Annotated in this window: 26 protein-coding genes; 15 read left to right on the top strand and 11 right to left on the bottom strand. The window is 32.8% G+C overall.

What is annotated here, in order from left to right; all coding sequences use genetic code 11:
* Nucleotides 1-64: 64 nt before the first annotated feature.
* From ACOQOS_RS07110 to ACOQOS_RS07095, 4 genes are all read right to left on the bottom strand, one after another.
* Nucleotides 65-628 (bottom strand): DUF1572 family protein, encoded by a 564-nt coding sequence (locus ACOQOS_RS07110; protein ID WP_420574280.1) that lies wholly within the window; start codon nt 626-628, stop codon nt 65-67.
* A 206-nt stretch (nt 629-834) separates the two neighbouring features.
* Complete coding sequence (locus tag ACOQOS_RS07105; RefSeq protein WP_420574279.1) at nt 835-1,410, bottom strand: uracil-DNA glycosylase family protein; 576 nt, start codon at nt 1,408-1,410, stop codon at nt 835-837.
* A gap of 109 nt (nt 1,411-1,519) precedes the next feature.
* Nucleotides 1,520-2,011 carry a peptide-methionine (R)-S-oxide reductase MsrB gene (msrB, locus tag ACOQOS_RS07100; protein ID WP_420574278.1) on the bottom strand — a complete coding sequence of 164 codons (492 nt, stop codon included), beginning with the start codon at nt 2,009-2,011 and terminating at the stop codon, nt 1,520-1,522.
* 335 nt (nt 2,012-2,346) lie between these two features.
* Complete coding sequence (locus tag ACOQOS_RS07095; protein ID WP_420574277.1) at nt 2,347-3,219, bottom strand: alpha/beta fold hydrolase; 873 nt, start codon at nt 3,217-3,219, stop codon at nt 2,347-2,349.
* A 161-nt stretch (nt 3,220-3,380) separates the two neighbouring features.
* Here ACOQOS_RS07095 and ACOQOS_RS07090 point away from each other — a divergent pair, with 161 nt between their 5' ends.
* From ACOQOS_RS07090 to ACOQOS_RS07080, 3 genes are all read left to right on the top strand, one after another.
* Nucleotides 3,381-4,202, top strand: a complete 822-nt coding sequence (locus tag ACOQOS_RS07090; RefSeq protein ID WP_420574276.1) for a M48 family metallopeptidase — start codon at nt 3,381-3,383, stop codon at nt 4,200-4,202.
* 78 nt (nt 4,203-4,280) lie between these two features.
* The gene (locus ACOQOS_RS07085) at nt 4,281-5,615 is read left to right on the top strand and encodes an MFS transporter (RefSeq protein WP_420574275.1); all 1,335 of its coding nucleotides are present in this window, start codon (nt 4,281-4,283) and stop codon (nt 5,613-5,615) included.
* Nucleotides 5,616-5,699: 84 nt separating this feature from the next.
* On the top strand, nt 5,700-6,362 hold the full coding sequence (locus ACOQOS_RS07080) for a hypothetical protein (protein ID WP_420574274.1): 663 nt from the start codon (nt 5,700-5,702) through the stop codon (nt 6,360-6,362).
* Between the two features lie 72 nt (nt 6,363-6,434).
* Here the strand turns inward: ACOQOS_RS07080 and ACOQOS_RS07075 are convergent, their stop codons facing one another.
* From ACOQOS_RS07075 to ACOQOS_RS07060, 4 genes are read right to left on the bottom strand one after another with little or no spacing between them, the layout of a single operon-like run.
* Entirely contained in the window at nt 6,435-7,172 is a 738-nt protein-coding gene (locus tag ACOQOS_RS07075) for a head GIN domain-containing protein (protein ID WP_420574273.1), read from the bottom strand.
* A gap of 51 nt (nt 7,173-7,223) precedes the next feature.
* On the bottom strand, nt 7,224-8,315 hold the full coding sequence (locus ACOQOS_RS07070) for a hypothetical protein (RefSeq protein ID WP_420574272.1): 1,092 nt from the start codon (nt 8,313-8,315) through the stop codon (nt 7,224-7,226).
* Complete coding sequence (locus ACOQOS_RS07065; protein WP_420574271.1) at nt 8,296-8,859, bottom strand: hypothetical protein; 564 nt, start codon at nt 8,857-8,859, stop codon at nt 8,296-8,298. The genes ACOQOS_RS07070 and ACOQOS_RS07065 overlap by 20 nt, the downstream gene beginning before the upstream one ends.
* Nucleotides 8,856-9,410: an RNA polymerase sigma factor gene (locus ACOQOS_RS07060; protein WP_420574270.1), complete on the bottom strand. Its 555-nt coding sequence runs from the start codon at nt 9,408-9,410 to the stop codon at nt 8,856-8,858. The genes ACOQOS_RS07065 and ACOQOS_RS07060 overlap by 4 nt, the downstream gene beginning before the upstream one ends.
* 249 nt (nt 9,411-9,659) lie before the next feature.
* Here ACOQOS_RS07060 and lon point away from each other — a divergent pair, with 249 nt between their 5' ends.
* The 3 genes from lon to cmk all read left to right on the top strand — a co-directional run bounded on the left by lon (nt 9,660) and on the right by cmk (nt 14,354).
* A complete protein-coding gene (lon, locus tag ACOQOS_RS07055) occupies nt 9,660-12,113 on the top strand; it encodes an endopeptidase La (protein ID WP_420574269.1) in 2,454 nt (817 codons plus the stop codon).
* A gap of 495 nt (nt 12,114-12,608) precedes the next feature.
* Nucleotides 12,609-13,628 (top strand): type IX secretion system protein PorQ, encoded by a 1,020-nt coding sequence (porQ, locus tag ACOQOS_RS07050; protein WP_420574268.1) that lies wholly within the window; start codon nt 12,609-12,611, stop codon nt 13,626-13,628.
* 36 nt (nt 13,629-13,664) lie between these two features.
* The gene (cmk, locus tag ACOQOS_RS07045) at nt 13,665-14,354 is read left to right on the top strand and encodes a (d)CMP kinase (protein WP_420574267.1); all 690 of its coding nucleotides are present in this window, start codon (nt 13,665-13,667) and stop codon (nt 14,352-14,354) included.
* Between the two features lie 82 nt (nt 14,355-14,436).
* On the opposite strand, the gene ACOQOS_RS07040 is transcribed toward cmk, so the two are convergent.
* The gene (locus tag ACOQOS_RS07040) at nt 14,437-14,820 is read right to left on the bottom strand and encodes a LysM peptidoglycan-binding domain-containing protein (RefSeq protein WP_420574266.1); all 384 of its coding nucleotides are present in this window, start codon (nt 14,818-14,820) and stop codon (nt 14,437-14,439) included.
* 299 nt (nt 14,821-15,119) lie between these two features.
* Here ACOQOS_RS07040 and rpsA point away from each other — a divergent pair, with 299 nt between their 5' ends.
* Nucleotides 15,120-16,895, top strand: coding sequence for a 30S ribosomal protein S1 (gene rpsA, locus ACOQOS_RS07035; protein ID WP_420574265.1), 1,776 nt, complete (start codon nt 15,120-15,122; stop codon nt 16,893-16,895).
* A 59-nt stretch (nt 16,896-16,954) separates the two neighbouring features.
* On the opposite strand, the gene ACOQOS_RS07030 is transcribed toward rpsA, so the two are convergent.
* Together ACOQOS_RS07030 and ACOQOS_RS07025 are read right to left on the bottom strand one after the other, a co-directional pair.
* A complete protein-coding gene (locus ACOQOS_RS07030) occupies nt 16,955-19,741 on the bottom strand; it encodes a hypothetical protein (protein ID WP_420574264.1) in 2,787 nt (928 codons plus the stop codon).
* A complete protein-coding gene (locus ACOQOS_RS07025) occupies nt 19,738-20,286 on the bottom strand; it encodes an RNA polymerase sigma factor (protein ID WP_420574263.1) in 549 nt (182 codons plus the stop codon). The genes ACOQOS_RS07030 and ACOQOS_RS07025 overlap by 4 nt, the downstream gene beginning before the upstream one ends.
* Before the next feature lie 103 nt (nt 20,287-20,389).
* Between ACOQOS_RS07025 and ACOQOS_RS07020 the strand changes: the two genes are divergently transcribed.
* The 8 genes from ACOQOS_RS07020 to ACOQOS_RS06985 all read left to right on the top strand — a co-directional run bounded on the left by ACOQOS_RS07020 (nt 20,390) and on the right by ACOQOS_RS06985 (nt 26,312).
* Entirely contained in the window at nt 20,390-20,968 is a 579-nt protein-coding gene (locus tag ACOQOS_RS07020; protein WP_420574262.1) for a DUF2750 domain-containing protein, read from the top strand.
* A gap of 108 nt (nt 20,969-21,076) precedes the next feature.
* Entirely contained in the window at nt 21,077-21,628 is a 552-nt protein-coding gene (gene pyrR, locus ACOQOS_RS07015; protein WP_420574261.1) for a bifunctional pyr operon transcriptional regulator/uracil phosphoribosyltransferase PyrR, read from the top strand.
* Nucleotides 21,629-21,630: 2 nt separating this feature from the next.
* Nucleotides 21,631-22,560 carry an aspartate carbamoyltransferase catalytic subunit gene (locus ACOQOS_RS07010; RefSeq protein ID WP_420574260.1) on the top strand — a complete coding sequence of 310 codons (930 nt, stop codon included), beginning with the start codon at nt 21,631-21,633 and terminating at the stop codon, nt 22,558-22,560.
* 136 nt (nt 22,561-22,696) lie between these two features.
* Nucleotides 22,697-23,029 (top strand): ribonuclease Z, encoded by a 333-nt coding sequence (locus ACOQOS_RS07005; protein WP_420574259.1) that lies wholly within the window; start codon nt 22,697-22,699, stop codon nt 23,027-23,029.
* A 91-nt stretch (nt 23,030-23,120) separates the two neighbouring features.
* Nucleotides 23,121-24,029 (top strand): ribonuclease Z, encoded by a 909-nt coding sequence (locus ACOQOS_RS07000; RefSeq protein ID WP_420574258.1) that lies wholly within the window; start codon nt 23,121-23,123, stop codon nt 24,027-24,029.
* Between the two features lie 18 nt (nt 24,030-24,047).
* Nucleotides 24,048-25,814 carry a helix-turn-helix domain-containing protein gene (locus ACOQOS_RS06995; protein ID WP_420574257.1) on the top strand — a complete coding sequence of 589 codons (1,767 nt, stop codon included), beginning with the start codon at nt 24,048-24,050 and terminating at the stop codon, nt 25,812-25,814.
* A 20-nt stretch (nt 25,815-25,834) separates the two neighbouring features.
* Entirely contained in the window at nt 25,835-25,996 is a 162-nt protein-coding gene (locus tag ACOQOS_RS06990; protein WP_420574256.1) for a hypothetical protein, read from the top strand.
* 160 nt (nt 25,997-26,156) lie between these two features.
* Nucleotides 26,157-26,312 (top strand): hypothetical protein, encoded by a 156-nt coding sequence (locus tag ACOQOS_RS06985; RefSeq protein WP_420574255.1) that lies wholly within the window; start codon nt 26,157-26,159, stop codon nt 26,310-26,312.
* Nucleotides 26,313-26,476: the final 164 nt, after the last annotated feature.

The raw sequence follows: 26,476 nt of genomic DNA, 5'->3' as shown, positions 1-26,476 counted from the left end.
TGTAGTCTTAGGAGTCATTTGTCTAATGATCTAAGTTTCGAATAATCTAACAGCGTCATTGCATCTAAAGATCATCTGTAAAATGCTTCTTGCTTTTTTCTTTACTAAACTTTTCTTTATTGTATGTAGAAGATTGTCCTTTCGGGATAGATAACGATGTCCATTGTTTGCTACGAATCAATTTTCCTACGTATACCAATTGTCCAATATGATACGGATAATGGCATAGCTGACGTGTAATAGCTTCCATAACAGTATGCCCTTGATTTCTTATGTAAATAATACGTGAAATATCGTTAGCTTGCAACGGATTGATGGCATCAAATAAGCATTGCCAACCTTTTTCCCAAGCAGCAATCATTTCAGCTTTATTCTTATAGGTTGCTTCAAACTCAGTATCGCGCTGTCTCCATTCTTTTTCGCCGTCTTCTGTTAAAAAATTTGTCCAACGACTCAGCATATTTCCTACAATATGTTTCACAATGATTGAAACGCTATTGCTATCTTCGTGTTGTTGCCAATGAATATCTGCATCTTCCAATTGCGTAAAAGTTTTGTCGCCTAAACTTTTGTAATAAGCAAATTGTTTGCGTGTACTTTCTAAATAATTTTCAGCTACGGAATTCATTTATAATTATATTTGAGTTGAAATACTTACGAGAATAAAGAACTATTACTTTTTCATAAAAAAAGTGTTTCTCTTTAAAGTAAAGATACAAAAACCTCTTATGAAGTTTTGCAAAAAGAGCAGATGTAATTTGAAAGTTTATTAATAATGAGTTGAATTGTCAGGCAAACTAAACAAAGAAAAATAATAGCAAAAACACAACAGATTTAAATATCTAAAAGTGCTGCAACACGACTTTGTAATTTAGGAAGTACATCTTTCTCAAACCAAGGATTTTTACTCAGCCAAAAACGATTTCTTGGCGACGGATGTGGTAATGGGAAATATTTTGGCAAATAATTTTCATATTCAGAAACCGTTTCAGTTAAAGTTTTCTTTGCGTTTTCTTTTAAATAATATTTTTGTGCGTATTGTCCAACAAGTAATACCAATTCTGCTTGCTGCATTTTTTCCATAAGCTGTTTGTGCCAAGCTTCAGCACATTCTTTACGCGGTGGTAAATCACCAGATTTTCCTTTTCCAGGATAACAAAAACCCATAGGAATTAAGGCAATATTCTTAGCGTCATAGAAAGTCTCGTCAGTTACATTCAGCCAATTTCGCAATCGTTTTCCACTCATATCATTCCAAGGAATTCCATTTTGATGGACTTTCAAACCTGGTGCTTGTCCGATCAATATAATTTTAGACGACTCGTGAGCAGCTAAAATTGGGTTTACACCAAGTGTCAAATGATCTTTACAGATGGTACAACCCAATATTTCTTCCAATAAATTTTCCATTGTTTAATTTGATAATTTGAAAATATACCAATTTGAAAATTACTCACACCTTCAACTATTAACCTACCGAAAGGCGAAGCCGATACCAAAATACTAAAGTGCAGCGTTTCTATTTCTCAGGCACAAACTTTAAGGCAACTCCGTTGATACAATGTCTTTTTCCAGTAGTTTTTCTTGGTCCGTCATCAAAAACATGTCCTAAATGTCCGCCACAAGTTGCACAGTGTTCTTCTGTACGCGCATATCCAATATTATAATCTGTAGAAAAGGCAACATTTCCTTCAATTTCACGATCAAAACTTGGCCAACCTGTTCCAGAATCAAATTTATGATCACTTTTAAATAACGGCGTATTGCAACCAGCACAATGATACGTTCCTTTTGAATAATTTTTATTCAAAGGACTCGTAAAAGAACGTTCTGTTCCAGCCTGACGTAACACATAAAATGCTTCAGGACTCAATACTTTCTTCCACTCAGCTTCTGTTTTGGTAACTTTATATGTTTCTTGTTTTTGAGTAACTTCCTTTTGCGATTTTTGAGCAGCAGTATTGCAGCTAAAAAACAAACCAATTACGGCAACTAAAAATATCTTTTTCATACGTTCTCTTTTAAATTCTTTGAATCAATTTTTTATGTTAAAAATACGGTTTTTTACACAAATGGTGAGTCGAAAGAAAAGTACAATCATTACGAAAAATAATAAAGAGAATGAAATGATACTTTTACAAGAGTCGCTACATTTTGTTTTGCATCTTTTTACTAGATAATTGAGATTTAAATGCTCCGATGCATGCTTCGAAAGGTTTTTAATTGTTTTCGTTCAATGCTTCGTGAGCTTGTGCTGAAGTAGTTTTTTCTAATCTAAATGAAATATAAGTTCGAAAGATGTTTAAATTAAACAAAGAAAATTACATTGTAAAACTACTATGAATATTAATCTTTTAATAAAAAAGTTTCAATCTTCTCAATTACTTCCTTATTTCCAAGAATTCTACGATGTCCTAGGTTTTTTGTTATGTGAAGTGTACCATTAGGAAGTGCTTTGTGTATGGCATGGGCACAATTTACATGAACATCGGCATCATTTTCATCATGAATAACAAAAGTAGGAATTGGTACTTCTTTAGCTGCATTATTTGCCGAAGCGTAGTCAATGTCGCGTCCAAACTTACCATCTAAAATTGCTTTCATTTTTTTGGCAACACTATCTTTTAGCGTAAGCGTTCGTGTAAAATGAAGAATAATATCTGTAATGATATCGGCGGCACCTATGGTAACTAATTTTTTGGTTTGAAAACCTTCTCGTACCGCATTTAGTAAAGACATTCCGCCCAAACTATGTCCAATAGCAAACTCAAAAGGTCCAAAATGTTTTTCTATTTCATGAATAGAAGCTATGAATTCGGGCATAGAGGTTAATTTTCCTTTAGCTTTTCCGTGTGCAGGCGCATCAAAACTAATGGTTTGGTAACCTAATTTTACAAAATGATCCGCAATTTTCACCAACTGTGTTCCGCGTCCGCTCCAGCCGTGTGCCAATATTATTTTTTTATCACCAGTTCCGTATGTATATATTACAATCTCTTTGTCAATAGCAGGAACTTGCAATACTTGTTGCTGCGATTCGTTATCCATATGAAATTCGCGCTTTGGCATTTTATGTTTCAATGGTGTAATAAACAATCGTTTCGCATACTTAGCAGCAAGTGTAGTGGAAATAAATTGTAAAAAACGCCCTGTGTATAAGATCACTTTTGGGACTTGTACAGCAGGTTCTGGCTTCAAATTGGATGCAGTTTGACTCATTTTTTGGTAAGATATCTAAGATCGTTCAAAATTGAGATAAATTTTCGAGCTTCGGAAATACATTTTATAGTTTTATGCCAATAATTTAATAATCGCTAATTTTGTAAGAACCAATACAAAGTTCGATATAATAATAAAAGATTAAAAAACACAGAAAGGACATGAAGAAAATAATCGCATTATCAGTTTTTGTATTTATGCTATCGTGTGCAACAAACCCATTTACAGGGAAGAAAACATTAGCATTAATACCTAATTCACAGTTGTTTCCAACAGCTTTTGCACAATATGATCAGTTTTTAACAGAAAATAAAGTAGAGACAGGAACAACTAGAGCTAATATGATCAAAAGAGTAGGAGAGCGTATTGCTGTTGCTGCAGAACGTTGGTTAGATGCTAACGGAAAACAAGGATATTTAAAAGATTATAAGTGGGAATACAATTTAGTAAACGATCCTACAATTAATGCTTGGTGTATGCCAGGAGGAAAAATAGTTTTCTATACAGGAATTTTAGACGTAGCTGAAAATGAAACAGCCGTTGCTGCTATTATGGGACATGAAGTTGCGCATGCATTAGCAAATCATGGACAACAACGTATGAGTGCTGGAATGGTACAACAAGTAGGAGCGCTTGGTGGGAATATCTTAATTAAAGATGATAAGTCAAGACAGGCTTTTAACCAATATTATGGAGTTGGATCAACAGTATTGGGTATTTTACCTTTTAGTAGAAAACACGAAAATGAATCGGATAAAATAGGCGTGTATTTAATGGCGATTGCAGGATACAATCCTGATGAAGCTGCTGAATTATGGAAACGTATGGGAGCTAAAAGTAACGGACAAGCTCCGCCAGAATTTCTAAGCACACATCCAGCAAATGAAACACGTATTAAAAACTTACAAGCAGAATCAGCTTTAGCGAAAGCAGAAGCTAGAAAATTTGGTGTAACATCATTTAGACCAATAAAAAACTTTTAGTTAAAAACACATTCAAAAATAATCTGTATTTTAGGAGCTGTCCAATTGGGCAGCTTTTTTTATTCAACGAATTAAGACATGGGAAAAACTACTGGATTGCAAAAAGGAGATAAAAAACTGATCAATGCTTGGGCATTTTATGACTGGGCAAATTCCGTATACTCATTAGTCATAAGTACTGCGGTTTTTCCAATTTATTATGCCACCATTACTGAGAGTTTTGAGCAATTTAAACTTACAGGAAAAATTTCGTTCTTAGGTACCGATTGGAATCCAACAACTTTATATAATTATACCATTGCGTTGTTTATGGCAATTGTAGCATTTACATCGCCAATACTTTCTGGAATTGCGGATTCTTCAGGAAATAAACTAAAATTTTTAAAAGGATTTTGTCTGTTAGGTTCATTATCTATAATGGGGTTATACTTTTTTAAAGGTGAATCTACTTTGTGGGTTGGTATTCTGCTGACCATTACCTCTGGAATTGGTTTTTGGGGAAGTATCGTATTTTACAATGCATATTTACCTGAAGTAGCACATCCAGAACAGCAAGACGCTGCCAGTGCTAAAGGATTTATCATGGGATATATTGGTTCGATTATCTTATTAATTCTTTGTTTAGCAATTATCATGAAACCTGATTTAATTGGTATGGAAGAAGGAACCACTTTTCCAACGCGTATTTCTTTTATTGTTGTAGGTCTTTGGTGGTTAGGTTTTGCACAAATTACATATCGTAGATTGCCAAGTAATGTACATAAAAAAGAACCTAAAAAAGGATATTTAACCAGTGGTTTTAAAGAATTGAAGAAAGTGTGGAATGAATTGGTTAACTATCCACAATTACGTACATTCTTAATTTCGTTCTTCTTTTTTAGTGTAGGAGTTCAAACCATTATTTACATGGCGGGAATTTTTGGAAGTACCGAATTAGGATTGCCAACTACAAATTTAATTGGCGCTATTTTGTTAGTACAATTTGTTGCGATTTTTGGAGCATTTATCTTTTCAAGAGTTTCAAAAGCTTATGGAAATCTAACAGCATTAAAAATTACAATCATAATTTGGGGAGTTGTCTGTTTTGTAGCATTTTCATTAGATAAAACTCAAGGAAATATAGAAATGTATTTTTATGGTTTAGGCGGATTAATTGGATTGGTGCTTGGAGCTATTCAATCTCTATCCCGATCAACCTATTCTAAATTATTACCTGAAACAGAAGATACGGCAACATATTTTAGCTTTTACGATGTTACTGAAAAGGTAGCAATTGTATTAGGAATGCTTGTTTTTGGAGCTTTAAATGCAATTACAGGTTCTATGCAATGGTCTGTATTATTTTTAGCGGTTTTCTTTTTATTATCGTTTATCATTTTAAGTCTGATCAAAAAGACGAAATATGTACAATAACAGTGTTTTATGTCTGTTTATGTGCATAAAATAGGTCAAATCATTTATTTTACTAAATTTGTTAGAAATTAAAACCAATTATTGATGAAAAAAGCATCCCTTTTGCTGTTAATCTTTATTTCTTTAACAGCGTTCACCTGTGAAAATGAAGCATTGGATGACGGTTTGGAAGAAACTATTGTCACAAATCCAACAAACCCAACAGATCCAGCAAACCCTACTGACCCGACAGATCCTACGGATCCAACAGACCCAACAAATCCAACTTCGATAGTAGGAACATGGGCAGCAGTTTCTTTAGATGCTGGAACGGAATCATCAGTAACAGTTGCTGATCTTACCACAACAGTAACTTCTGAAATTGTTGGAGAAAATTTAAATTATACAGTTACTTTTACTAATGGCGGTACTTTTTCTACTGATGGATCTTACGATGTAACTTCAACCGTAAATATACCTGGAGAACCTACAGTGACCAATACTCAAAATTATAATGATGTTATGGGTGACGGAACCTATGAACTTACAGGAGCTAATATGATTAATTTTAGTAGTGCGTTTTATAACCTAGAAGTAGATGGAGTAGATACGAGTGCAATAGCTGATATGCCACAAGAATCACAATATACAATAAGTGCAGATGGACAAACACTTACTTTTATCCAAGACCAACAACAATCGGAAACTGTCAGTGGAATTACTATAGTATCTACTATAACTGCCACTTCTGTATTTACAAGACAATAATATTTTTAAAAAATATAAAAACAAAAAACCACTCAAGATGAGTGGTTTTTTTATGTTCGTTTTTTGAATCTTCTAGTTCATCGAAATACTTCCAGAACCTGATACTTTTGTATCTTCTTTTGATGGATTTCCTTTGTATGTAATATCTCCAGAGCCCACTACTCGAGCTTTTAAATTATCTTCTACATACAATCTAATATCTCCAGAACCTGCTAAGCTTACTTCAGCACTTTTTGATTTCAATTTGTAAGCGTGAATATCTCCAGAACCCGCTAGTTTGATAGACGATGAATTTGCTGTTCCTCTTGCTGTCATGTCTCCAGAACCAGAAACTGCCATTGTTAAATCGTTGGCATCGATGTCAATAATAACATCTCCTGAACCTGCTAATGCCATTTTAAACTCGTCAGCTTTGATAGTATCTTTTGTATATACATCTCCAGAACCAGCCAATGCTACTTTGCTTAAATCTCTAAAAGGAACTGTAATTAATAACTTCTTGTTATTACTTACGCGAATGTTATATCCTTTTTTTACTTTAATCTTTAGTTTGTCACTTTTTACTTCTGTTTCAATATACTCTAATAAGTTAGATTCACCTTCAAGTGTAATTTTTCCTTCTGTTCCAGCTACTAATTCTACGTCAAATGATCCAGCAACACTTACAATGTCATAATCTGAAGTAGTTCTCGTAATAGTGGTCATCTTTCCATTTCCTTTAATTTTCTTTCCTTTTCCCCAACCCCATTGTGCGTGAGATACTGTTGTAGCTAATAAAAGTGCAATGATAAATACTGTCGCTTTTTTCATGATTTTTGATTTTTTAAGTTTTTAATTGTTTTTTGATGATGTTTGTTGTTATTATAATTTTTCAAATCGGATGCTTCCGTATTCTGAGTCGATCATGATATTATTTCTACTTGAACTTTTTCCATAATATCCTTGATAGTAACGCTCTCCTGATTCGACGCGTTTTTTATTAAATGTAAAGTCATCGTCTCCTTTAATGCTTGCATACTCTAAATTAAGATCAAACGTAAAAGAATAGCCTGCTTGATATCCAATTTTGATACCTGCATATTCAGATTCAATTTTAATATTTCCTGCAGTAGCTGTCATTTCTGCAATTTTTATAGAACCATAATCTGCTGTCAAATCTACATTTCCAGTAATTTCTCCTAAGCGTAATGATAAGTAATCACCAACACCTTTTATATTATTGGCTTTTTCAATTTGAAGTGTATTGTAATCGCAGTTATACTCAATATTATTGATAGCTCCGAAACGTGATTTTGTATAATCTGCATCTAAGTCAATATTTCCTGCTTTGTTCAGTGTAAATGAAGAATAATCTGCATCAATACTACCACTTTTCATATATGCGATTGTTACATTATTGCTGTAATCAAAATCTAATGAATTGTTATCTGCTAGCAGTTCTCCAAGTTCCATGCTTCCATAATCACAGCTCAAAGAAGCTCTATTTTCAGCTTTATCTATAAAAATAGAACCGTAATCATTTGAAATGTCTAACTCATTTCCTTTTGGGAACTTAATCGTATAATTTACAGTCACACTTACTTTGTTACGTTTATTCCACTTCCACCACGCTTTTGAACCATTATTGAATTTAGTTTTTGCGCTTACCATGTTTGAGGAATTATTAAAATCTACGTCAATTTGTCCTAAACGTTCTGTTACTTTCGATTCTGAATTTCCGTTGGTTTTAATTACTACTTCAATAGCAACCGTATTTTTGTCCCAAGCTTTCATGTGTACAGCTCCATAGCTATTGTCAATTTTTAATAAAGCATCAGCATTTACGGAAAACTCTTTGGTAATTGTTTTTTCTTTGGTATGCTTTCCTTTAAATTTTCCTTTTCCATTATTCGCTAATGCTATAACAGGCACTAAAAAAGCAAGTAAAGTTATTTTATATAATAGTGTTTTCATTTTTGAATAATTTAATTTCCTCAATTTGTGTTAATACGCTTTCTAGTAAATCAATGCGAAGTTGAAAATTAGTCACCATAGCATGTAAAATACGTTTGTCGTCTCCACCTTCTGTGAGTTGGTTTTTTAAGTTAGTATAATCTTTTTCTAAGCGTTTTAGTTGTAATAAAGCGTCATCAATGATTTCTTTAGTATCTTCATTTTCTGCAGCTTTTACTTTTACAAGTTCTTTTTCAATCAGCGAAGCAAAATACAATTGCGATTTTTCTATTTCTGGTGAAAGTGTAATTTCTGGGTCTTCTGTAGCCGATCCAAAATTAGAACCGATAAAAATTCCCAAGCTCAATAAAAGTACACATGCTGCCGCAATTTGCTTCCACCAAGTAAATAATACTATTGGTTTAGAACTGTCTTTTGTTTCCTGATTTTGTTGTTGTTGTAACTTTCTTAAAAAACGATTCTCGTGACCCATATCGGGTGTTTCCACATCAAAATCATCTTTCAATCGGTCAAACAAATTCACAATGTTGTCTTTCTCTTTCATACGTATACTTCCAATTTTCTTCTTAGACTGTCTTTAGCACGCGAAATCATTGTTCTACAATTTGCATAGCTGATATCTAGAATTGTGCAAATTTCTTCATAATCGAACCCTTCAATTAAATGTAAGGTCAAAGAAACTCTGTAATTGTCCTTCAGTGTTTTTAAAGTTTGCAATACTTTTTGAGCCTGTAAGCTTGTAAACTCCTCATCCGAAGCAATTCCGTCATTATCTTCGACCTTATGTAATAAAGAGTCTATTGGAACTTCTTCTTTTCGCTGTTGCTTCTTATACAGGTAAATACTTTTGTTTACAACAATTTTTTTTAACCATGCTCCAAAAGAAACTTGTTCGCTAAAAGTGTCTAGCTTCATGAATGCGTTCAAAAACGCTTCTTGCATAGCATCTTCAGCTTCTGCGCTATTTTTTAAAATTCGAAATGCAGTATTGTACATCGCTTTGTAATAGCGATTGTAAATCTCCATTTGCGCAGATTGATTTCCTTCTTTGCACAACGTAACGAGTTGTTCAGTATTTAACTTTTGGTGGCTCAAAAAGTTTAGTTTATTGTAAAGATGATTGAAAAATTAAAATGTTACAGTTTGGATTAAAAATATTTAATATTTCTTGAATTTTATGTCTTTTTGCGTAAAAGCTTGGCACAACAATTGAACTTATAGAGTGTCTAACACTAGGAAAATCAACTACTTTTGCTGATTTATAAGTGTTTAAGCATTTAAAAAGAAAAATAATTAGAAAGAGATCCTTCTGTTTGTATGACAGAATGGCTTAGCAATATAAATATGAGTGAAACAAAGTTTTTAAATATGGACAGTTTGTCATTTCAATCTATTGATGAAGATGCGGAATTGATTCCGTTAATGACACCTGAAGATGAAGAAGAGATAAATAGAGAAGAATTGCCTGCAACCTTGCCAATTCTTCCACTGCGAAATACTGTATTGTTTCCAGGAGTAGTCATTCCAATTACTGCAGGACGCGATAAGTCTATCAAATTAATCAAAGATGCCAATAATGGTGGAAAAGTAATTGGTGTCGTTTCTCAAAAAGATGAAACCGTTGAAAATCCGAAGTTAGAAGATATCAATACGTTAGGAACTGTAGCTCGAATTTTACGAGTTTTACAAATGCCAGATGGAAATACTACAATCATAATTCAAGGAAAAAAACGTTTCGAAGTAGATACATTATTACGCGATGTTCCTTACATGGAAGCTACTGTAAAAGAAGTTCCTGAAACACGACCAGCGAAAGAAGATGAAGAGTTTCAAGCGATATTAGAATCGATCAAAGAATTAGCGTTGCAAATTATAAAGGAAAGTCCAAATATTCCTTCAGAAGCATCTTTTGCCATTAAAAATATAGAGAGTTCTTCGTTTTTAATCAACTTTATTTCGTCAAATATGAATTTGACAGTAAAGGATAAGCAAGAATTACTTGCCATTACAGATTTAAAACAACGCGCATTAGCTACGTTGAAATTTATGAATCTGGAAATGCAACAGTTAGAACTTAAAAATGATATTCAATCAAAAGTTCGTCACGATTTAGATCAGCAACAGCGAGAATATTTTCTACATCAACAAATGAAAACCATCCAAGAAGAATTGGGCGGAGGCGTTTCGTATGAGCAAGAAGTAGAAGAAATGCGTTCACGCGCCAAAAGTAAAAAGTGGAATGAAAAAGTGAAAAAGCATTTTGATAAAGAATTGTCAAAAATGCAACGTATGAATCCACAAGTTGCCGAATATTCTATTCAACGTAATTACTTAGAGTTGTTTTTAGATTTACCTTGGAATGAATTCAGTGAAGACAAATTTGATCTTAAAAAAGCACAGAAAATCCTTGATCGTGATCATTCAGGATTAGAAGACGTAAAAAAGCGAATCATAGAGTACTTAGCAGTATTAAAGCTTCGTAATGATATGAAATCGCCAATTTTATGTTTATACGGACCTCCAGGAGTAGGAAAAACATCTTTAGGAAAATCGATTGCAGAAGCACTTGGTAGAGAATATGTGCGCATCTCTTTAGGAGGATTGCGTGATGAAGCTGAAATTCGCGGACACCGTAAAACTTATATTGGTGCGATGCCAGGAAGAATTATTCAAAGCTTGAAAAAAGCAGGAACATCAAATCCTGTGTTTGTATTGGATGAAATTGATAAACTATCTAGCAGTCACAATGGAGATCCTTCTTCTGCAATGTTAGAAGTATTAGATCCTGAACAGAATACGGAGTTTTATGACAATTTCTTAGAAATGGGTTATGATCTTTCGAAAGTGATGTTTATTGCTACAGCAAATAGTTTAAGTACCATTCAGCCAGCATTACGCGATCGTATGGAGATTATTAATGTAACAGGATATACAACTGAGGAAAAAGTTGAAATTGGAGGAAAACATCTGCTAGGGAAACAACTAGAAGAACACGGACTTACTGATAAAGACCTAAAAATAGGGAAGAAGCAACTCGAGAAAATTGTAGAAGGCTACACACGTGAAAGCGGTGTGCGTGGTTTGGAAAAGCAAATTGCCAAAATGGTACGTTATGCAGCCAAATCTATAGCAATGGAAGATAAATATGAGAAAAAAGTAACCAATGCCGTCATAGAAGAAGTGTTAGGTCCTGCTAGAATGGAACGCAATAAATATGAAAATAATGATGTTGCTGGTGTTGTAACTGGATTGGCTTGGACAAGTGTTGGTGGCGATATTTTATTTATAGAATCTACCTTATCTAAAGGAAAAGGAAACCTGTCTATTACTGGAAACTTAGGGAAAGTAATGAAAGAGTCTGCGACAATTGCGATGGAATATATGAAATCGAATGCAGAATTACTTGGAATAAAACCAGAAATATTCTCAAAATACAATGTACATATTCACGTGCCCGAAGGTGCCACACCTAAAGATGGACCTAGTGCAGGAATCACAATGTTAACTTCTTTGGTTTCTTTATTCACACAGAAAAAAGTGAAAAAAGATATCGCCATGACTGGTGAAATTACTTTGCGAGGAAAAGTGTTACCTGTTGGAGGAATTAAAGAAAAAATATTGGCAGCCAAACGTGCTGGAATCAAAGAAATTATTCTCTGTGAGCAAAACAGACGTGATATTTTAGAAATTAAACAATCGTACTTAAAAGGACTTACGTTTCACTATGTTTCTGAAATGAGCGATGTAATCAAACATGCGGTTACTGATGAAAGCGTGAAAAATCACAAGACTTTATAAAACTATAAAAAGAGCGTTTTGATATCAAAACGCTCTTTTTTTTACCCTTTCATAAAAGCAGCTGCCCAAAATGTTAAACTTAATAAGATTACTTCGTAGATGTAATAATATATGAGCAACTGCAATTACTACCAAAAACTGTTATGGTGAAATTAATTTGGGATTTTTAGAATACTTTCTTCACAGTTATTAAATTGTTAAAAATCATTTCACTATCACACTAAACAACATCTATAATCCTTCTAAATATGAACATTCAGGAGGCAATTTAGGTATGTTTAGCAATTAAAAACAAAGAACAGATGTGCGATTTTATAAAATATCAGCAATAATAAAATGCTATAAATACCATATTTATAATGCATTATTAAGAATAAAGTGTAGTTTTGCGACTGAAAAAATCAATCCAAACGAAATATTAGATATTTTTAAAAAGTCATAAAATATTTGTGACATCTGAACGTTTTCAATAAAGATTTTAGTTACTTTGTACATATGCAGAAAAAGATCCTCTTTTCCTTTTTTTTCTTTATAACTACGCTTGCTTCCGCGCAAATCGGAGGTAGATACACGTATCAATTTTTAAACTTAATATCATCTCCAAGGCAAGCTGCACTTGGAGGGAAAGTCATTACCAATTACGATACAGATGTAAATCAGGCGTTGTTTAATCCTGCGAGTATAAACTATACAATGGATAACCATTTGTCACTAAATTATGTAAGTTATTTAGGAGATGTAAATTATGGTTCTGCTGCGTATGCGTACACTTGGGATCGTAGAGTGCAAACATTTCATGCTGGAGTTACCTATGTAGCTTATGGGCAGTTTGACGGTTATGATGAACAAGGAAACGAAACAGGAAGCTTTACAGGAAATGAAATTGCACTTTCCATGGGATATGCATATAATATTCCTTGGACAGATATTCACATTGGAGCCAATGCAAAATTTATCAATTCGAAACTAGAACAATACAATTCATTTGGTGGAGCACTTGATTTAGGAATCATGTACATCAATGAAGAATTAGAATTAAATATCGCGCTTGCTGCAAGAAACTTAGGTGTGCAATTCACAACGTATGCAGGTGTACAAGAACAACTACCATTTGAGCTTATCTTCGGAATTTCTCAAAAACTAGAACATGTACCAATTCGTTGGCATCTTACTTTTGAGAATTTACAACAATGGAATATTGCTTTTGCCAATCCAAACAGAGCAGAACAATCTATTGAAGGTGGCGTAACAGAAGAAAAAGTAACATTCTTAAAAAACTTGATTCGTCATACAATTGTCGGAATGGAATTATTTCCAGACAAAGGATTCAATATTCGTCTAGGATACAATTTCCGTAGAGGAGAAGAATTGAAAATTGTAGATCAACGTAATTTCTCTGGAATTACTGCTGGATTCGGACTGCGAATCAATAAATTAAAATTTGATTATACGTATGCACGTTACTCGATTGCTGCCAATACAAGCATGTTTGGTGTAACGCTTAACCTGCAATAATCAGGCTTACCAAAAACGTAACTAAAGTACTAAATCATGAAAAAAATTACCATAGCCATTGATGGCTTTTCATCTACGGGAAAAAGTACGATTGCCAAACAACTTGCTAAAGAACTAGAATATATATATGTAGATACTGGCGCAATGTACCGTGCCGTAACGTTGTATGCGCTTCGTAAAGAATATATTGATGCGGACAATTTTTCTGAAAATGATCTGGTTGTAGATTTAGATAATATTCATTTAAAATTTCAGTACAATGAAGCTTTAGGCTTCGCCGAAATGTACTTAAATGGAGAAAATGTAGAAAAAGAAATCAGAACCTTAAAAGTATCTGACTATGTTAGCAAAGTAGCCGCAGTTCCGGAAGTTCGTTATCAACTGGTGAAGCAACAACAAAAAATGGGCGAAGACAAAGGAATTGTCATGGATGGAAGAGACATTGGAACCGTTGTATTTCCTGATGCTGAATTAAAATTATTCATGACCGCTTCTCCTGAAAAAAGAGCAATGCGTCGCTACAAAGAATTAATTGACAAAGGTGACGAGGTAAATTATGAAGATGTATTGCGTAATGTGCAAAACAGAGACTATATAGATTCACACCGAGAAGATTCCCCATTACGACAAGCAGAAGGCGCTGTTGCAATCGATAATAGTGACATGGGACTCAAAGAGCAATTTGAGCGTATTTTGAATCTAGTCAATAGAACCATTAACGGATAAAATATTTTATCATAAATAAATAGACTCAAAAAACAAAAAAGCTTCCAAATTGGAAGCTTTTTTAATTTTATAAAATATTTTTTTATGATAAGTGAGGAATTACTAACTCTTGTCCTGGGTGAATTACATCTGGATTATCAAGAATATCATTATTAGCTTTAAAAATAGCGTGGTATTCTCCAGCTTTTCCATAATACTGCTTAGCAATTTTTCCTAACGTATCGCCGCTAGCAACTGTATGACGGTGATACACAGACTCATCAGCTACTTTAATATCTGCTTCAATATCTTGTGGTAATTCTCCACCAGCTTCTTTAATTTTATTCCAAATCAAGTTCTTTTCATGTTGTGTTCCTGCAGTTCCGCTTACTTTCAATATTCCATCTACTTCTTCTACATTTCCATTTTGAATATTTAATTCCTGACCAAGATCTAAAACTGCTTGATATTTAGCTTTTACACTCATTGTACTGTTATTTTAATTATTAATATCATAAAGATAAACTAAAAAAATAAGTTTTGTGTTATGGAAAGGTTACAATCTATTTTTTCGATGAAAATCACATTTTACAGCTAAATCGAATAAAAGCTGATCTATTTGAATAGTATTAGTTTGTAAATCAAAATAATAATGGTACTTTTGCACTCCTTTTTAGCATGACAGAGAATCGAAAAGGAAAGATAAAAAAATATACAATTATAACAAGCTACTGCTTTTACATGCGAAGAATCTCTAAGAGAGCAGTATACAAATTTTAATCAGCAATGGCTGAAGAAAACACAAACACAAACGTTCAGGAGGTAAAAAATCCTGAGGAATTCTTAGCGAATTTCAACTGGCACAATTACGAAGAAGGAATTGACCAAGTAGAAGATGAAAAGTTAGAAGAATTCGAAAAATTAGTAGCAGAAAATTTCGTTGATACAGATGATGATGCTGTAGTAGATGGAACTGTAGTAAGAATGACTGACAGAGAAGCGATCATTGATATCAATGCTAAATCTGAAGGTGTAATTTCTTTAAACGAATTTCGTTACAATCCAGACTTAAAAGTAGGAGACAAAGTAGAAGTATTAATTGATGTTCGTGAAGACAGAACTGGACAATTAGTATTATCTCACAGAAAAGCGAGAACAATCAAAGCATGGGATAGAGTAAATGCTGCTCATGACAATGGTGAAATCGTAAATGGTTTTGTTAAATGCAGAACTAAAGGTGGTATGATCGTTGACGTATTTGGAATTGAAGCGTTCTTACCAGGATCTCAAATTGACGTGAAGCCAATTAGAGATTACGATCAATACGTAAATAAAACTATGGAATTCAAAGTGGTTAAAATTAACCATGAATTCAAAAACGTGGTGGTTTCTCATAAAGCGCTTATCGAAGCAGATATCGAAGAGCAAAAGAAAGAAATCATTGGTCAATTAGAAAAAGGTCAAGTATTAGAAGGAGTTGTGAAAAACATCACATCTTACGGTGTATTTATTGATCTTGGAGGAGTTGACGGATTAATCCACATTACAGATCTTTCTTGGTCTCGTATCAACCATCCAAACGAAGTTGTTGAATTAGATCAAAAATTAAATGTTGTAATCCTTGACTTTGATGATAACAAGTCAAGAATCCAATTAGGATTAAAACAATTAAGCGCTCATCCTTGGGAAGCTCTAGATTCTGAATTAAAAATCGGAGACGTAGTAAAAGGAAAAGTTGTTGTTATTGCTGATTACGGTGCATTTATTGAAGTAGCTGAAGGTGTTGAAGGATTAATTCACGTATCTGAAATGTCTTGGTCTACACACTTACGTTCAGCTCAAGATTTCGTAAAAGTTGGAGATGAAGTAGAAGCGAAAATCTTAACATTAGATAGAGAAGATCGTAAAATGTCTCTTGGTATCAAGCAAATGACGCCAGATCCATGGACTGATATTACAACTAAATACCCAGTAGGTTCTAAACACACAGGAACTGTACGTAACTTCACTAACTTTGGTGTATTCGTAGAATTAGAAGAAGGAATTGACGGATTAATTTATATCTCTGATTTATCTTGGACTAAGAAAGTGAAGCATCCATCTGAGTTTGTTACTGTTGGTGACAAATTAGAAGTACTTGTATTAGAATTAGACGTAGATGGACGTAAATTAAGTTTAGGTCACAAACAAACTACTGAAAATCCTTGGGATAAGTATGAAGGTGAGTTCGGTTTAGGTACAACACATACAGCTGAAATTACAGATACAAATGATAAAGGTGCAACAGTAGCTTTAAACGAAGATGTAGTAGCTTTCATTCCTTCTCGTCACTTAGAAAAAGAAGACGGAAAGAAATTGAAGAAAGGTGATACAGCTGAGTTCAAAGTAATTGAGTTCAACAAAGAATTCAAAAGAGTTGTAGCTTCTCACACAGCAATCTTTAGAGAAGAAGAGCAAAGAAATGTTCAGGCAGCAGCTAAGAAATCAGCAGCTACTGAAAAAACTACGCTTGGAGACTTGGATGCTTTACAAGAGTTAAAAGACAAAATGGAAGGAAAATAATTCCCAACATTTTATCACATAGCAAAAAGCCGTTTCAATTAATTGAAACGGCTTTTTTATTACTTTTCTACTTGGAATATAATTGGTAGTGTATATTTAATGTTTACAGTTTTGCCTCTATGTGATGCGGGTTTCATTTTAGGAATCAGTTCTAAAACACGTCTTATTTCGGCGGCCACTTCAGGATGATTAGCGCGAATTTTAATGTTTGTAACAATTCCTGATGTATCTATGATAAAAGATGTGAAAATTCTATGAGTTCCACTCGATTTTTCATGTTTTGAGAGAATAGCTGTGTTGGTTTTACGATTAACAATCTTCTGAATCTTTTCACTCATACACTTTTTACTTGCTGCTTGCGTTTCTAAGTTTTCACAACCAGGGAAAATAGGCGCTATTTCAACAAAATCAATGGGAAGTTCTCCTATATTTTCTTCTATAATATTAACATTTTCTATTTCTGCAGTTTTTGTTTCAAGAGCATCATTTATTATATTTTTATACGTTTTATATTGTATACAAGGAAAAACAATATCCTTAATCTCCTTTTTCAATTTCACTACTTCACGATACTTTTTCAGTGTTTTTTTGTTTGTTTCTCGAGTAGTTTGATACAAAATTTCGGTTTCTAGTGAATTGTTTTTAGCGTGCATACTTATTAATTTCTTACGCAAAACAGTTTCGGTAATCTGACGTAATTGAACCTTGTCAGATGTATTTTTGATCATTTTTTCAAAATAAAAAGGAATATCATTTTGATACGCAATACAATATACACGATACCTTAACAAATCATTTAACTTATACGAAAAACGATTGTTTTCAGCTTTCAATCGAACGAAACTATTGAACTTAGTTGGTACTAAATACACAAGCAGCTTATCAAAACGTTCGGTGTTTTCAATGGAAACTTCGTAATTAGAATACGTGATGGTAACAGACTTTTTATTATTCTGAATAGTTGTTGATTCTCTATTTTGTACGCTAGCAATTACTTTTTCATTAATAATACGATCAATATTTTTCCAACCTGTTCTTCGAATTGGCGCTCTATACACACGTTTTCTTTTTTCTTTTTTGATGATTGTTGCTGTCGAAGTAACATTTCTTGAAATTTCGCTAGAAACGGTGTTTGTTCGCACATTTGTTTGCTTGCTTTGTCTTTGACGGTTTCTCGTTCTATTAAAACGACGCGGTAAGCGTACAGTTAATCTTTTGGCAACTTTATCTGTTGTAAGAGCCAATTCATCAGAATAATAATTTTGTAATTGCTGTTTTGAAAATGTTTGATATTTCTTGTCAACTTCTAGTAACGAATCCATTTTTCGTTGCGTTTCCTCTAAAGCCAAACGATATACTTTTTGTTGTTTTAGGTAATAATCGTTAAGTTTAGAAACACTCGCAGTTGGATTCGAAATATTGGTCAAATTTTGAGCTGCAAAAAACTCAAACTGCTCACGAAGCGATGGTTGCTCATATCGAGTAGCAATCATTTTGTCAACTTCATGCAAATCACGATTAAGATTTTTTGCATACAGGTCAAAAATACTATTAGCAAATTCGCAATGTTGATGTATCACGCGTAAACGTTCTTCAAAAGCTTTAGTGGCGATAAATGTATTTTGGTAGCGTTCATTCCAAATTGTTTTTACTTTTAATGGATTTAAACCTTTAATACTATTTTGGAGTGTAAGTTTTATTCCTAGAGAATCTTTTGCTGCTTTTACAACGTCAGTTTTTAGCGTATCTCGGGAGCGGATTTTATCTCTATTAAATTCTTTTTCAATATATTCTCCAATAGTTTGATAGTTCTCCGCTTTTTTTGAAACATCACCAAAAGAATAATACAAGCTATCCGTAAATTTCTTATTGGTAACATCATAGCCTTTCTCGGCAAGTGTTTCTAAATAATTTGGTGGATAAAAATTCAAACTAAAAATATCTTCAGGAATCAATGCTTTATCCAATGGCTTCGGATTTGTCCAATTGATACTTCCATCATTTTTAATTTCACCATCAAACAATTGCATGCCTTCTTTATAATCTTGAGTGGGAATATCGGCAATGATTTCTTTTTGCGGATTGATTTCTAGTTTTTGTCCATCCTTTGTTGCTTCAATAAAAAACATACCGCCAGTTTCTAGTGGTTTATCATCAAAAAATGTGGACAAACCAGTTGTCATAATAGTATGCGAATCAACAGCTTCTTTCACTTCGAGTTGTACACTTCCATTGATGATGTTTTGATTTTGATCAACAAAAGCATTCTCAGGAATCAAAAAGACAATACCGTTTTTCGTTTCTACAATAGTATCTTTTTCAATCAAAATACTAAAAACTTCTGAAGTAATTTCTTCAGCAGGATTTACAACAATATTTTCAGCATACACTGTAGTTTTGTTTGGAGTGACTACGACTGGCGTTTTTTCAATGGAAGTTTCTTTAGGAATTACTGGATTTTCAGTACTTTTTTCAATGGGAATGATTGCCTTTTTTTCTGTAGAAACTTGTTGTTCAACTTTCGTTGGAATCGTCTCTACTTCACGAGTTGTTTCTGCGGAAGCATTCAAAAAATATAAACTCAAGAGTACGAGCAAAGCAGGAATTATGATCATTCCAATCAGTTTTAATAATTTCCAAAAACGATATGTTTTATGTGCATTTTGAATACTTTGTTGTAACGAAATACGCTCTAAACTGTGAATTAATTGTTGTTGTAATTCAACATCATTTTTAAAATCAGGATCGGTTGCCATACGTGTTTCAAATGCTTTAATTTCGGTGTCCGTAAGTACATTTAAAATGTACTTTTCTATGTATGCGATAGTTTCTAATTCAGTTCTCATCGGTTTGCTTTTAAAGTTCGTAATTCGTTCTTAGCACGCTCTAAACACTTGTATTTTTGTGTTTTGGCAGATGATTCTGAAGTAAATCCTAACAGATCGGCAATCGTTCGCATTTTCTTTTTATCGATATAAAATAGCGAAAGCAGTTTCAGACATTTGTCTCCAATAGATCGCAAGGCTTTTTCAGCCAATTGATATTTTTGCTCTTCTTGCAGATGAATTTCTACAGGAATAGTGTCGTCTTTTAAAAACGCTTGTTCAAAAGCGTCAGTTTGTTTATTTTTTTGTTTTAATTGATCTTTCCATAAATACTTGCAAATACTAAACACATAGGTTTCAATACGTGCAGTTAGTTTAAAATTAGGTGTTTTAGCTTTTCTATAAAAAATAAGTAAAGCTTCTTGAAACACATCTTGAGCTTCTTCTTTTGTACCTCCATATTTGCATATAAAGCGTGATACCTTCGGAAAGTATCTATAAATCTTTACAAAGGTTTTTTCCTTCTGTTCGGAAGTCAACAATTGTAACAGTGATTGATCTTTCATAATAATACGTTTATATACTTAATGGTACTACAGCAAAAAGGTAACCAAACTTTCTTAAAAAAGAATTAACTTACAGATAAGTTTGACTTTAAAAAATATTAAAATGAAAAGTTTAATCATTGCTGCTGTATCTTTGACCTTATTAGTATTATCACATAACACAACAGAAATGGGATTCTTTGATTTTTTATTCAACAACAAAAAACTAGAAAATAAGCAACGAGAGCAGTTTCAAGATTCAGTAACAACACAAATTCGTCATAAAGAGTTCATTAAAAAAGTATGTGATTCAAAGATTGTATATGCACTTAAAAATAGTGAAGGATTTGCAACATCAAGTTCCGTTCAATTTGAAGATAAAAAAGGCAAGCCTATTGGAATCATTTGTTTTTGGGCAGAAAAAGCTAGAGCTAAATCGTGTATTAAGGAAAATTGGAAAAACTATAAAGTAGTAGAAGTTCCTTTGGCAGCGTTTATGGAAAATTGGTGTATTGGTATGGAAAACGATAATCTATTAATAGGAACAGGATTTGATGAAAATATGTTTGGATATGAAGCTGAACCTTTAGAGTTGATTCTTGAATTAACAACCGAATTAAAATCACTTGGAAAAGATTTAGAATTTAGAAAATTTAAGGGAATTTCTGATTTAGAAAAGCAAGTGAAAGCAATAATAGAATAAAAAAACGTTTGCTAGACTTCTTTTTTGACATACAACAAATTTCAAAAATAGGTTTTATAAAAAATAAATCTGTACTTTTGTTTTCCAAATACCATTTGGACGAAAACTATGAGTCAAAAAACATTATTGAACTCAAAAGAGATCGAAATTATTCTGCATCGATTGGCGTGTCAGCTTATCGAAAATCACCTTGATTTTTCAAATACAGTGCTTATTGGAATTCAGCCAAGAGGAATCTACCTGGCAGAACGCTTAACCAATATTTTACGTGAAGAATATGAGGTAAAGGATATTGAGTTAGGATATCTGGACATTACTTTTTACCGAGACGATTTCCGCCGTAGCGAGAAAATTCTTGAAGCAAATAAAACGAATATCAACTTTGTAGTTGAAAACAAAAAAGTCGTTTTTATTGATGATGTTTTGTATACAGGAAGAAGTATTCGCGCAGCATTGACGGCAATTCAATCGTTTGGAAGACCAGAAGAAATAGAGTTGCTCGTTTTGATAGACAGACGTTTTAGCAGACATTTACCAATTCAGCCAAATTACCGTGGACGACAAGTAGACGCGATTAATGAAGAGAAAGTAAAAGTAAATTGGTCTGAGAATGAAGGAGAAGACATGGTATATCTTATTAACCAAGAAAAAGACAATTAGAAATGAGTGAATTGAGTGTAAACCACTTACTAGGAATCAAATATCTCAAAGAAGAAGATATACAACTCATTTTTGAAACGGCTGATCAATTTAAAGAGGTGATCAACCGTCCTATAAAAAAAGTACCTTCATTAAGAGATATTACGATTGCAAATCTATTTTTTGAAAATAGTACACGTACGAAACTTTCGTTCGAATTAGCAGAAAAACGGCTATCAGCAGATGTCATCAATTTTTCAGCATCGCAATCTTCAGTAAAAAAAGGAGAAACTTTAATTGATACCGTAAACAATATTTTATCAATGAAGGTTGATATGGTAGTCATGAGACATCCAAATCCTGGTGCTGGTGTATTTTTATCTAAAAATGTAAACGCAAGTATCGTAAATGCTGGAGATGGAGCACATGAACATCCAACACAAGCATTACTTGATTCGTATTCTATTCGTGAAAAACTAGGAGATGTCGCAGGGAAAAATGTAGTGATAGTTGGTGATATTCTACATAGTAGAGTAGCATTGTCAAACATTTTTGCACTCAAATTACAAGGAGCAAATGTAAAAGTGTGCGGACCTAAGACACTGTTGCCAAAATATATTGAAAGTTTAGGAGTCGAAGTAGAAACAAACTTAAGAAAAGCGCTTGAATGGTGTGATGTAGCAAATATGCTACGCGTACAAAATGAGCGTATGGATATTAGTTATTTCCCTTCTACACGTGAATATGCGCAACAATATGGAGTTACTAAAGCATTATTGGATTCGTTAGACAAAGAAATTGTCATCATGCATCCTGGACCTATAAATCGTGGTGTAGAAATTACAAGTGATGTTGCCGATTCTAAACAATCCATCATCTTAAATCAGGTAGAAAATGGAGTTGCTGTACGTATGGCAGTAATTTATCTATTGGCTTCAAAGATTAAAAAATAACAAAACCTTTAGTTTATTAGGTATTTACATTAAAATCGTGTTAAACGTATTTAAAAAGTATAAGTATGCGGTAAATTTTGTAAATTGTTATTAGAGATCTTAAAAAATAGCCTAAAACCCTCTAAACTTTTAACCTATGATTTTAGATAAACAAGAAAATATCCTCATTATAACACAAGAATCTACTGATATTATAGAACTTGTAAAAAAAATTGGAGCGAGTTATGACGAAATTCAACACGATAATATTATCGTAAATCTATTTTCATTTGGGAATTTGACAAAAAGCGATTTAGTAGAATTTTTACAACTTTCCAAAAGACATCGTGAAGCCAAGCACTCATTCGTAATTGTAACGAATAAAATAAGTACGGATGATTTACCAGAAGCCATCATGACAGTTCCAACATTACAAGAAGCTTTTGATATTATAGAAATGGAAGAGATAGAACGCGATTTAGGCTTCTAATTTTCCTAGACCTTGAATAAGAGAACGAAGCGGTTGCACACGTTCTTAATTTTATAATTATATTTTTGTTACAAACATAAAATGTAAACGTGTGAAATTAACCATACTTGGCTGTTATGCAGCAACACCAACAAAACATACAAATCCAACGGCACAAGTGCTCGAAATTAGAAATCATATTTTTCTAATAGATTGTGGTGAAGGTACACAAGTAGAGCTCAGACGTAGTAAAGTGAAATTTGCACGCATCAAGCATATATTTATTTCACACTTGCACGGAGATCATTTTTACGGACTCATCGGATTGATTTCTACATTTATGTTGTTGGGAAGAAATGCTGACTTACATATTTACGGACCAAAAGGGCTAAAAGAACTCACACTCTTACAATTAAAACTAACCAAATCGTGGACGAGTTATAAACTTTGTTTTCATGAATTAGAAAGTGATGCTCCAGAGATTGTATTTGAAGATGACAAAGTAACGGTTAGCACAATTCCTTTAAATCATCGTATTTATGCGAATGGTTTTCTCTTTAAGGAAAAAGAAAAAGAACGCAAACTCAATGTAAATGCTGTTCTTAATTATGAAATAGAAAAATGTTACTATCAAAATATAAAAAAAGGTAGAGACATTACATTAGATTCGGGCGAAGTCATCCCGAACGAAAAACTAACATTCGATCCTCCTAAATCCAAAGGGTACGCATTTTGCAGCGATACCGTATATTTCCCCCAAATTATAGATCAGATCAAAGAAGTAGATGTCTTATATCATGAAGCTACTTTTTTAGACAAACATGATAATCTGGCAACTAAAACGAAGCATACAACAGCAAAACAGGCAGCTATGATTGCCAAAGAAGCAAATGTTGGTCAGTTAATATTAGGACATTTCTCAACACGTTATGATGGTTTCAAAGAATTTAAAGAAGAAGCCAAAATCGTCTTTGAAAATGTACTCTTAGCTGATGATGGAAAAGTGTTTGAGTTTAATTAAAAAGTATATAAATAATTTATGTTGAGAAAATCTTCCTTTCTATTGTATGGGATTGTCCTGTTATGCCTTTTTTCTAACTGTTCAAGTAATATAGAAGATGACGAACGATTAAGAAATGAATTGCTAGTTCTGATTAATAAAAATGTAAAGAAAAATCCAAATCAAGCTTTAAAAGATGCAAATAAATTAATTGCATACGGTATAGAATATAAGGATACTGTTATGCTAGTAAAAGTGCTTTTGAAAAAAGGAGCTATTCTTACAGACAAAGGCGAACACAAAAAAGCATTAGAAGTACTAGACAAAGGATATAATCTATTTAATGAACCAGATTCTATAGCGTTAAACGCCAATCCATCGACATTAAAATTAAATACGAGATATAATTCCATACCAAAATCGCTTAGATCAGAATTAGAGTTCAAATATTTACTGCGAAAAGGAAATGCCTATGTGCTATATGGAGATAATGACAATGCACTAACATATTACTCGAAAGTATCTGTAGAAGCTACAAAACAAAAGAAGTTAGAAGATGCTCATATCGCCAGAATAAATATCGCCAAAGTCACACGTAATATAGGAAAGCTCAAGGAAGCATTGCGAATTTATAAAGAAGCATATGAAGATAGTAAATTAGAAGAAGTAAAATGTACTCCAAGAAACCGAAATCTTATTGAACTTGGAATAGGAGGAACATACTTAACATTACATATGCCAGATTCTGCTTTGTATTATAGTAACAAAGGTTTAAAATCCAGTTTAGAGCGAGAAGATGAAGTTGTGAATAGTTATTTTTATCACGACATTGGTATTGCTTACAATCAAAAAGGAGAATATCAAACTGCGCTCGTCAATTTAAACAAAGCAAAAACGTTTGTAGAAACTTTAGACAATGATGAACGCTTGGCAGAATCGTATTTTCATATAGGAAAAAGCTATTTCGGCCTCAAACAATACAATACTTCTATAGAAAAACTAACGAAAGTAATTCAACTCGTAAATCAATCAGAACGCATAAGTGAAACTGGATTTAGACCACAAGAATTAGTCGAAACATACGAGCTTTTAGCTAAAAACTATCATGAACTTTTCAATCAAAAAAAATCTGATTTATATGCCGAATTAGGAAAGAAATTGAGTGCTATGATTGATTCTAAAACAAAGAAAATCAATGACAAACTATATGAAACAGAAATTCGTAAACGCGATGTATTAATAAAACAAAAAGATGAAACGGTTGCATTCTACTTCTACATTATAGCCGCTGTTTCTGCATTGTGTATTATCATCTTGCTGCCGCTTTTATATTATAAAAAGAAAGCAAAAACCAATAAGAAAATGTTTGATAAATTAATGTCAGACAATACTCAAAAAAATAAAGAAGAAATAAAAAGTGCCACAAAAGAAGTCGTGATAGATGATTCTAAAGTGACAGAAATTTTAAAGAGACTTGAAAAGATTGAAGCGCAAGAATATTTTTTAGAATCTTCCTGTTCATTGGCTAATATGGCAAAAAAAGCAAAAACCAATGCAACATATCTCACCAAAATATTAAAACAATACAAGGAAAAAACGTTTTATCAATATCTAAATGAATTACGGATTAATTACGCTATTGAAAGATTGAAGAAAGATAAACTATTTAGACAATATACTGTAAAACATATTGCGTTAGAAGTTGGATATAAAAGTCCTGAATCTTTTACGAAACATTTCAAAAAAGCAACGGGAATTAATCCTTCATACTACATCAAAGAATTGGAAAAACATGTACATAAGTAATCAATAAAAACTCAATAACCATGAAAACTCAAAACTCAAAAAAATTACGATTAAGTAAAAAAACAATTACACAAATAGAACAAGTTGCTCTATCAAATCTAAAAGGGAAATCACTTCCTGCGTCAGCGCCAAAAGGATATTCTGCACAGATTTCTCAGTGTGGAAACCTTATATGTTATTAATTTGTTTTAAGGCGTAAATTATCTAATTTAAGGATACTTACTTTTTTAAACTCTTATTTCTTCAATAGCTTGCATGTATCAATATTTACGTAAAATTAATTGATAAGGTAAAGCTGAAAGCCTTTTTATAAACAGTAGGCAATGTTAAAAATTTATAACCATGAAAAAATCAAGAACTTTAAAATTAGGACTTAACAAGAAGAAAATTTCAACTTTAGAAGAGAATGCAGTGAATGGTGGTTGGCATTATTCATGTACGCCAACATGTACACAAACTGCACTTTACAGTAGATGTGGAAACTTGCAATGTCATTAAACTAATATGATTTTTTAAAAAAGGAGCAATTATTGCTCCTTTTTTTATACACTTATTTTTGAATGAAATAATACTTGAAACACCTTATTTTAAAGGTGTTTTTTTGTTTTTGTCAATTCCTTAAATTAGATGATTTAAGCTTGGTTACAATTAATTAACAAATC

Origin of the sequence: Kordia sp. (genome assembly GCF_965224175.1) — a bacterium.
Classification (GTDB): domain Bacteria; phylum Bacteroidota; class Bacteroidia; order Flavobacteriales; family Flavobacteriaceae; genus Kordia.
This window is presented reverse-complemented; position numbering and strand designations above follow the sequence as displayed.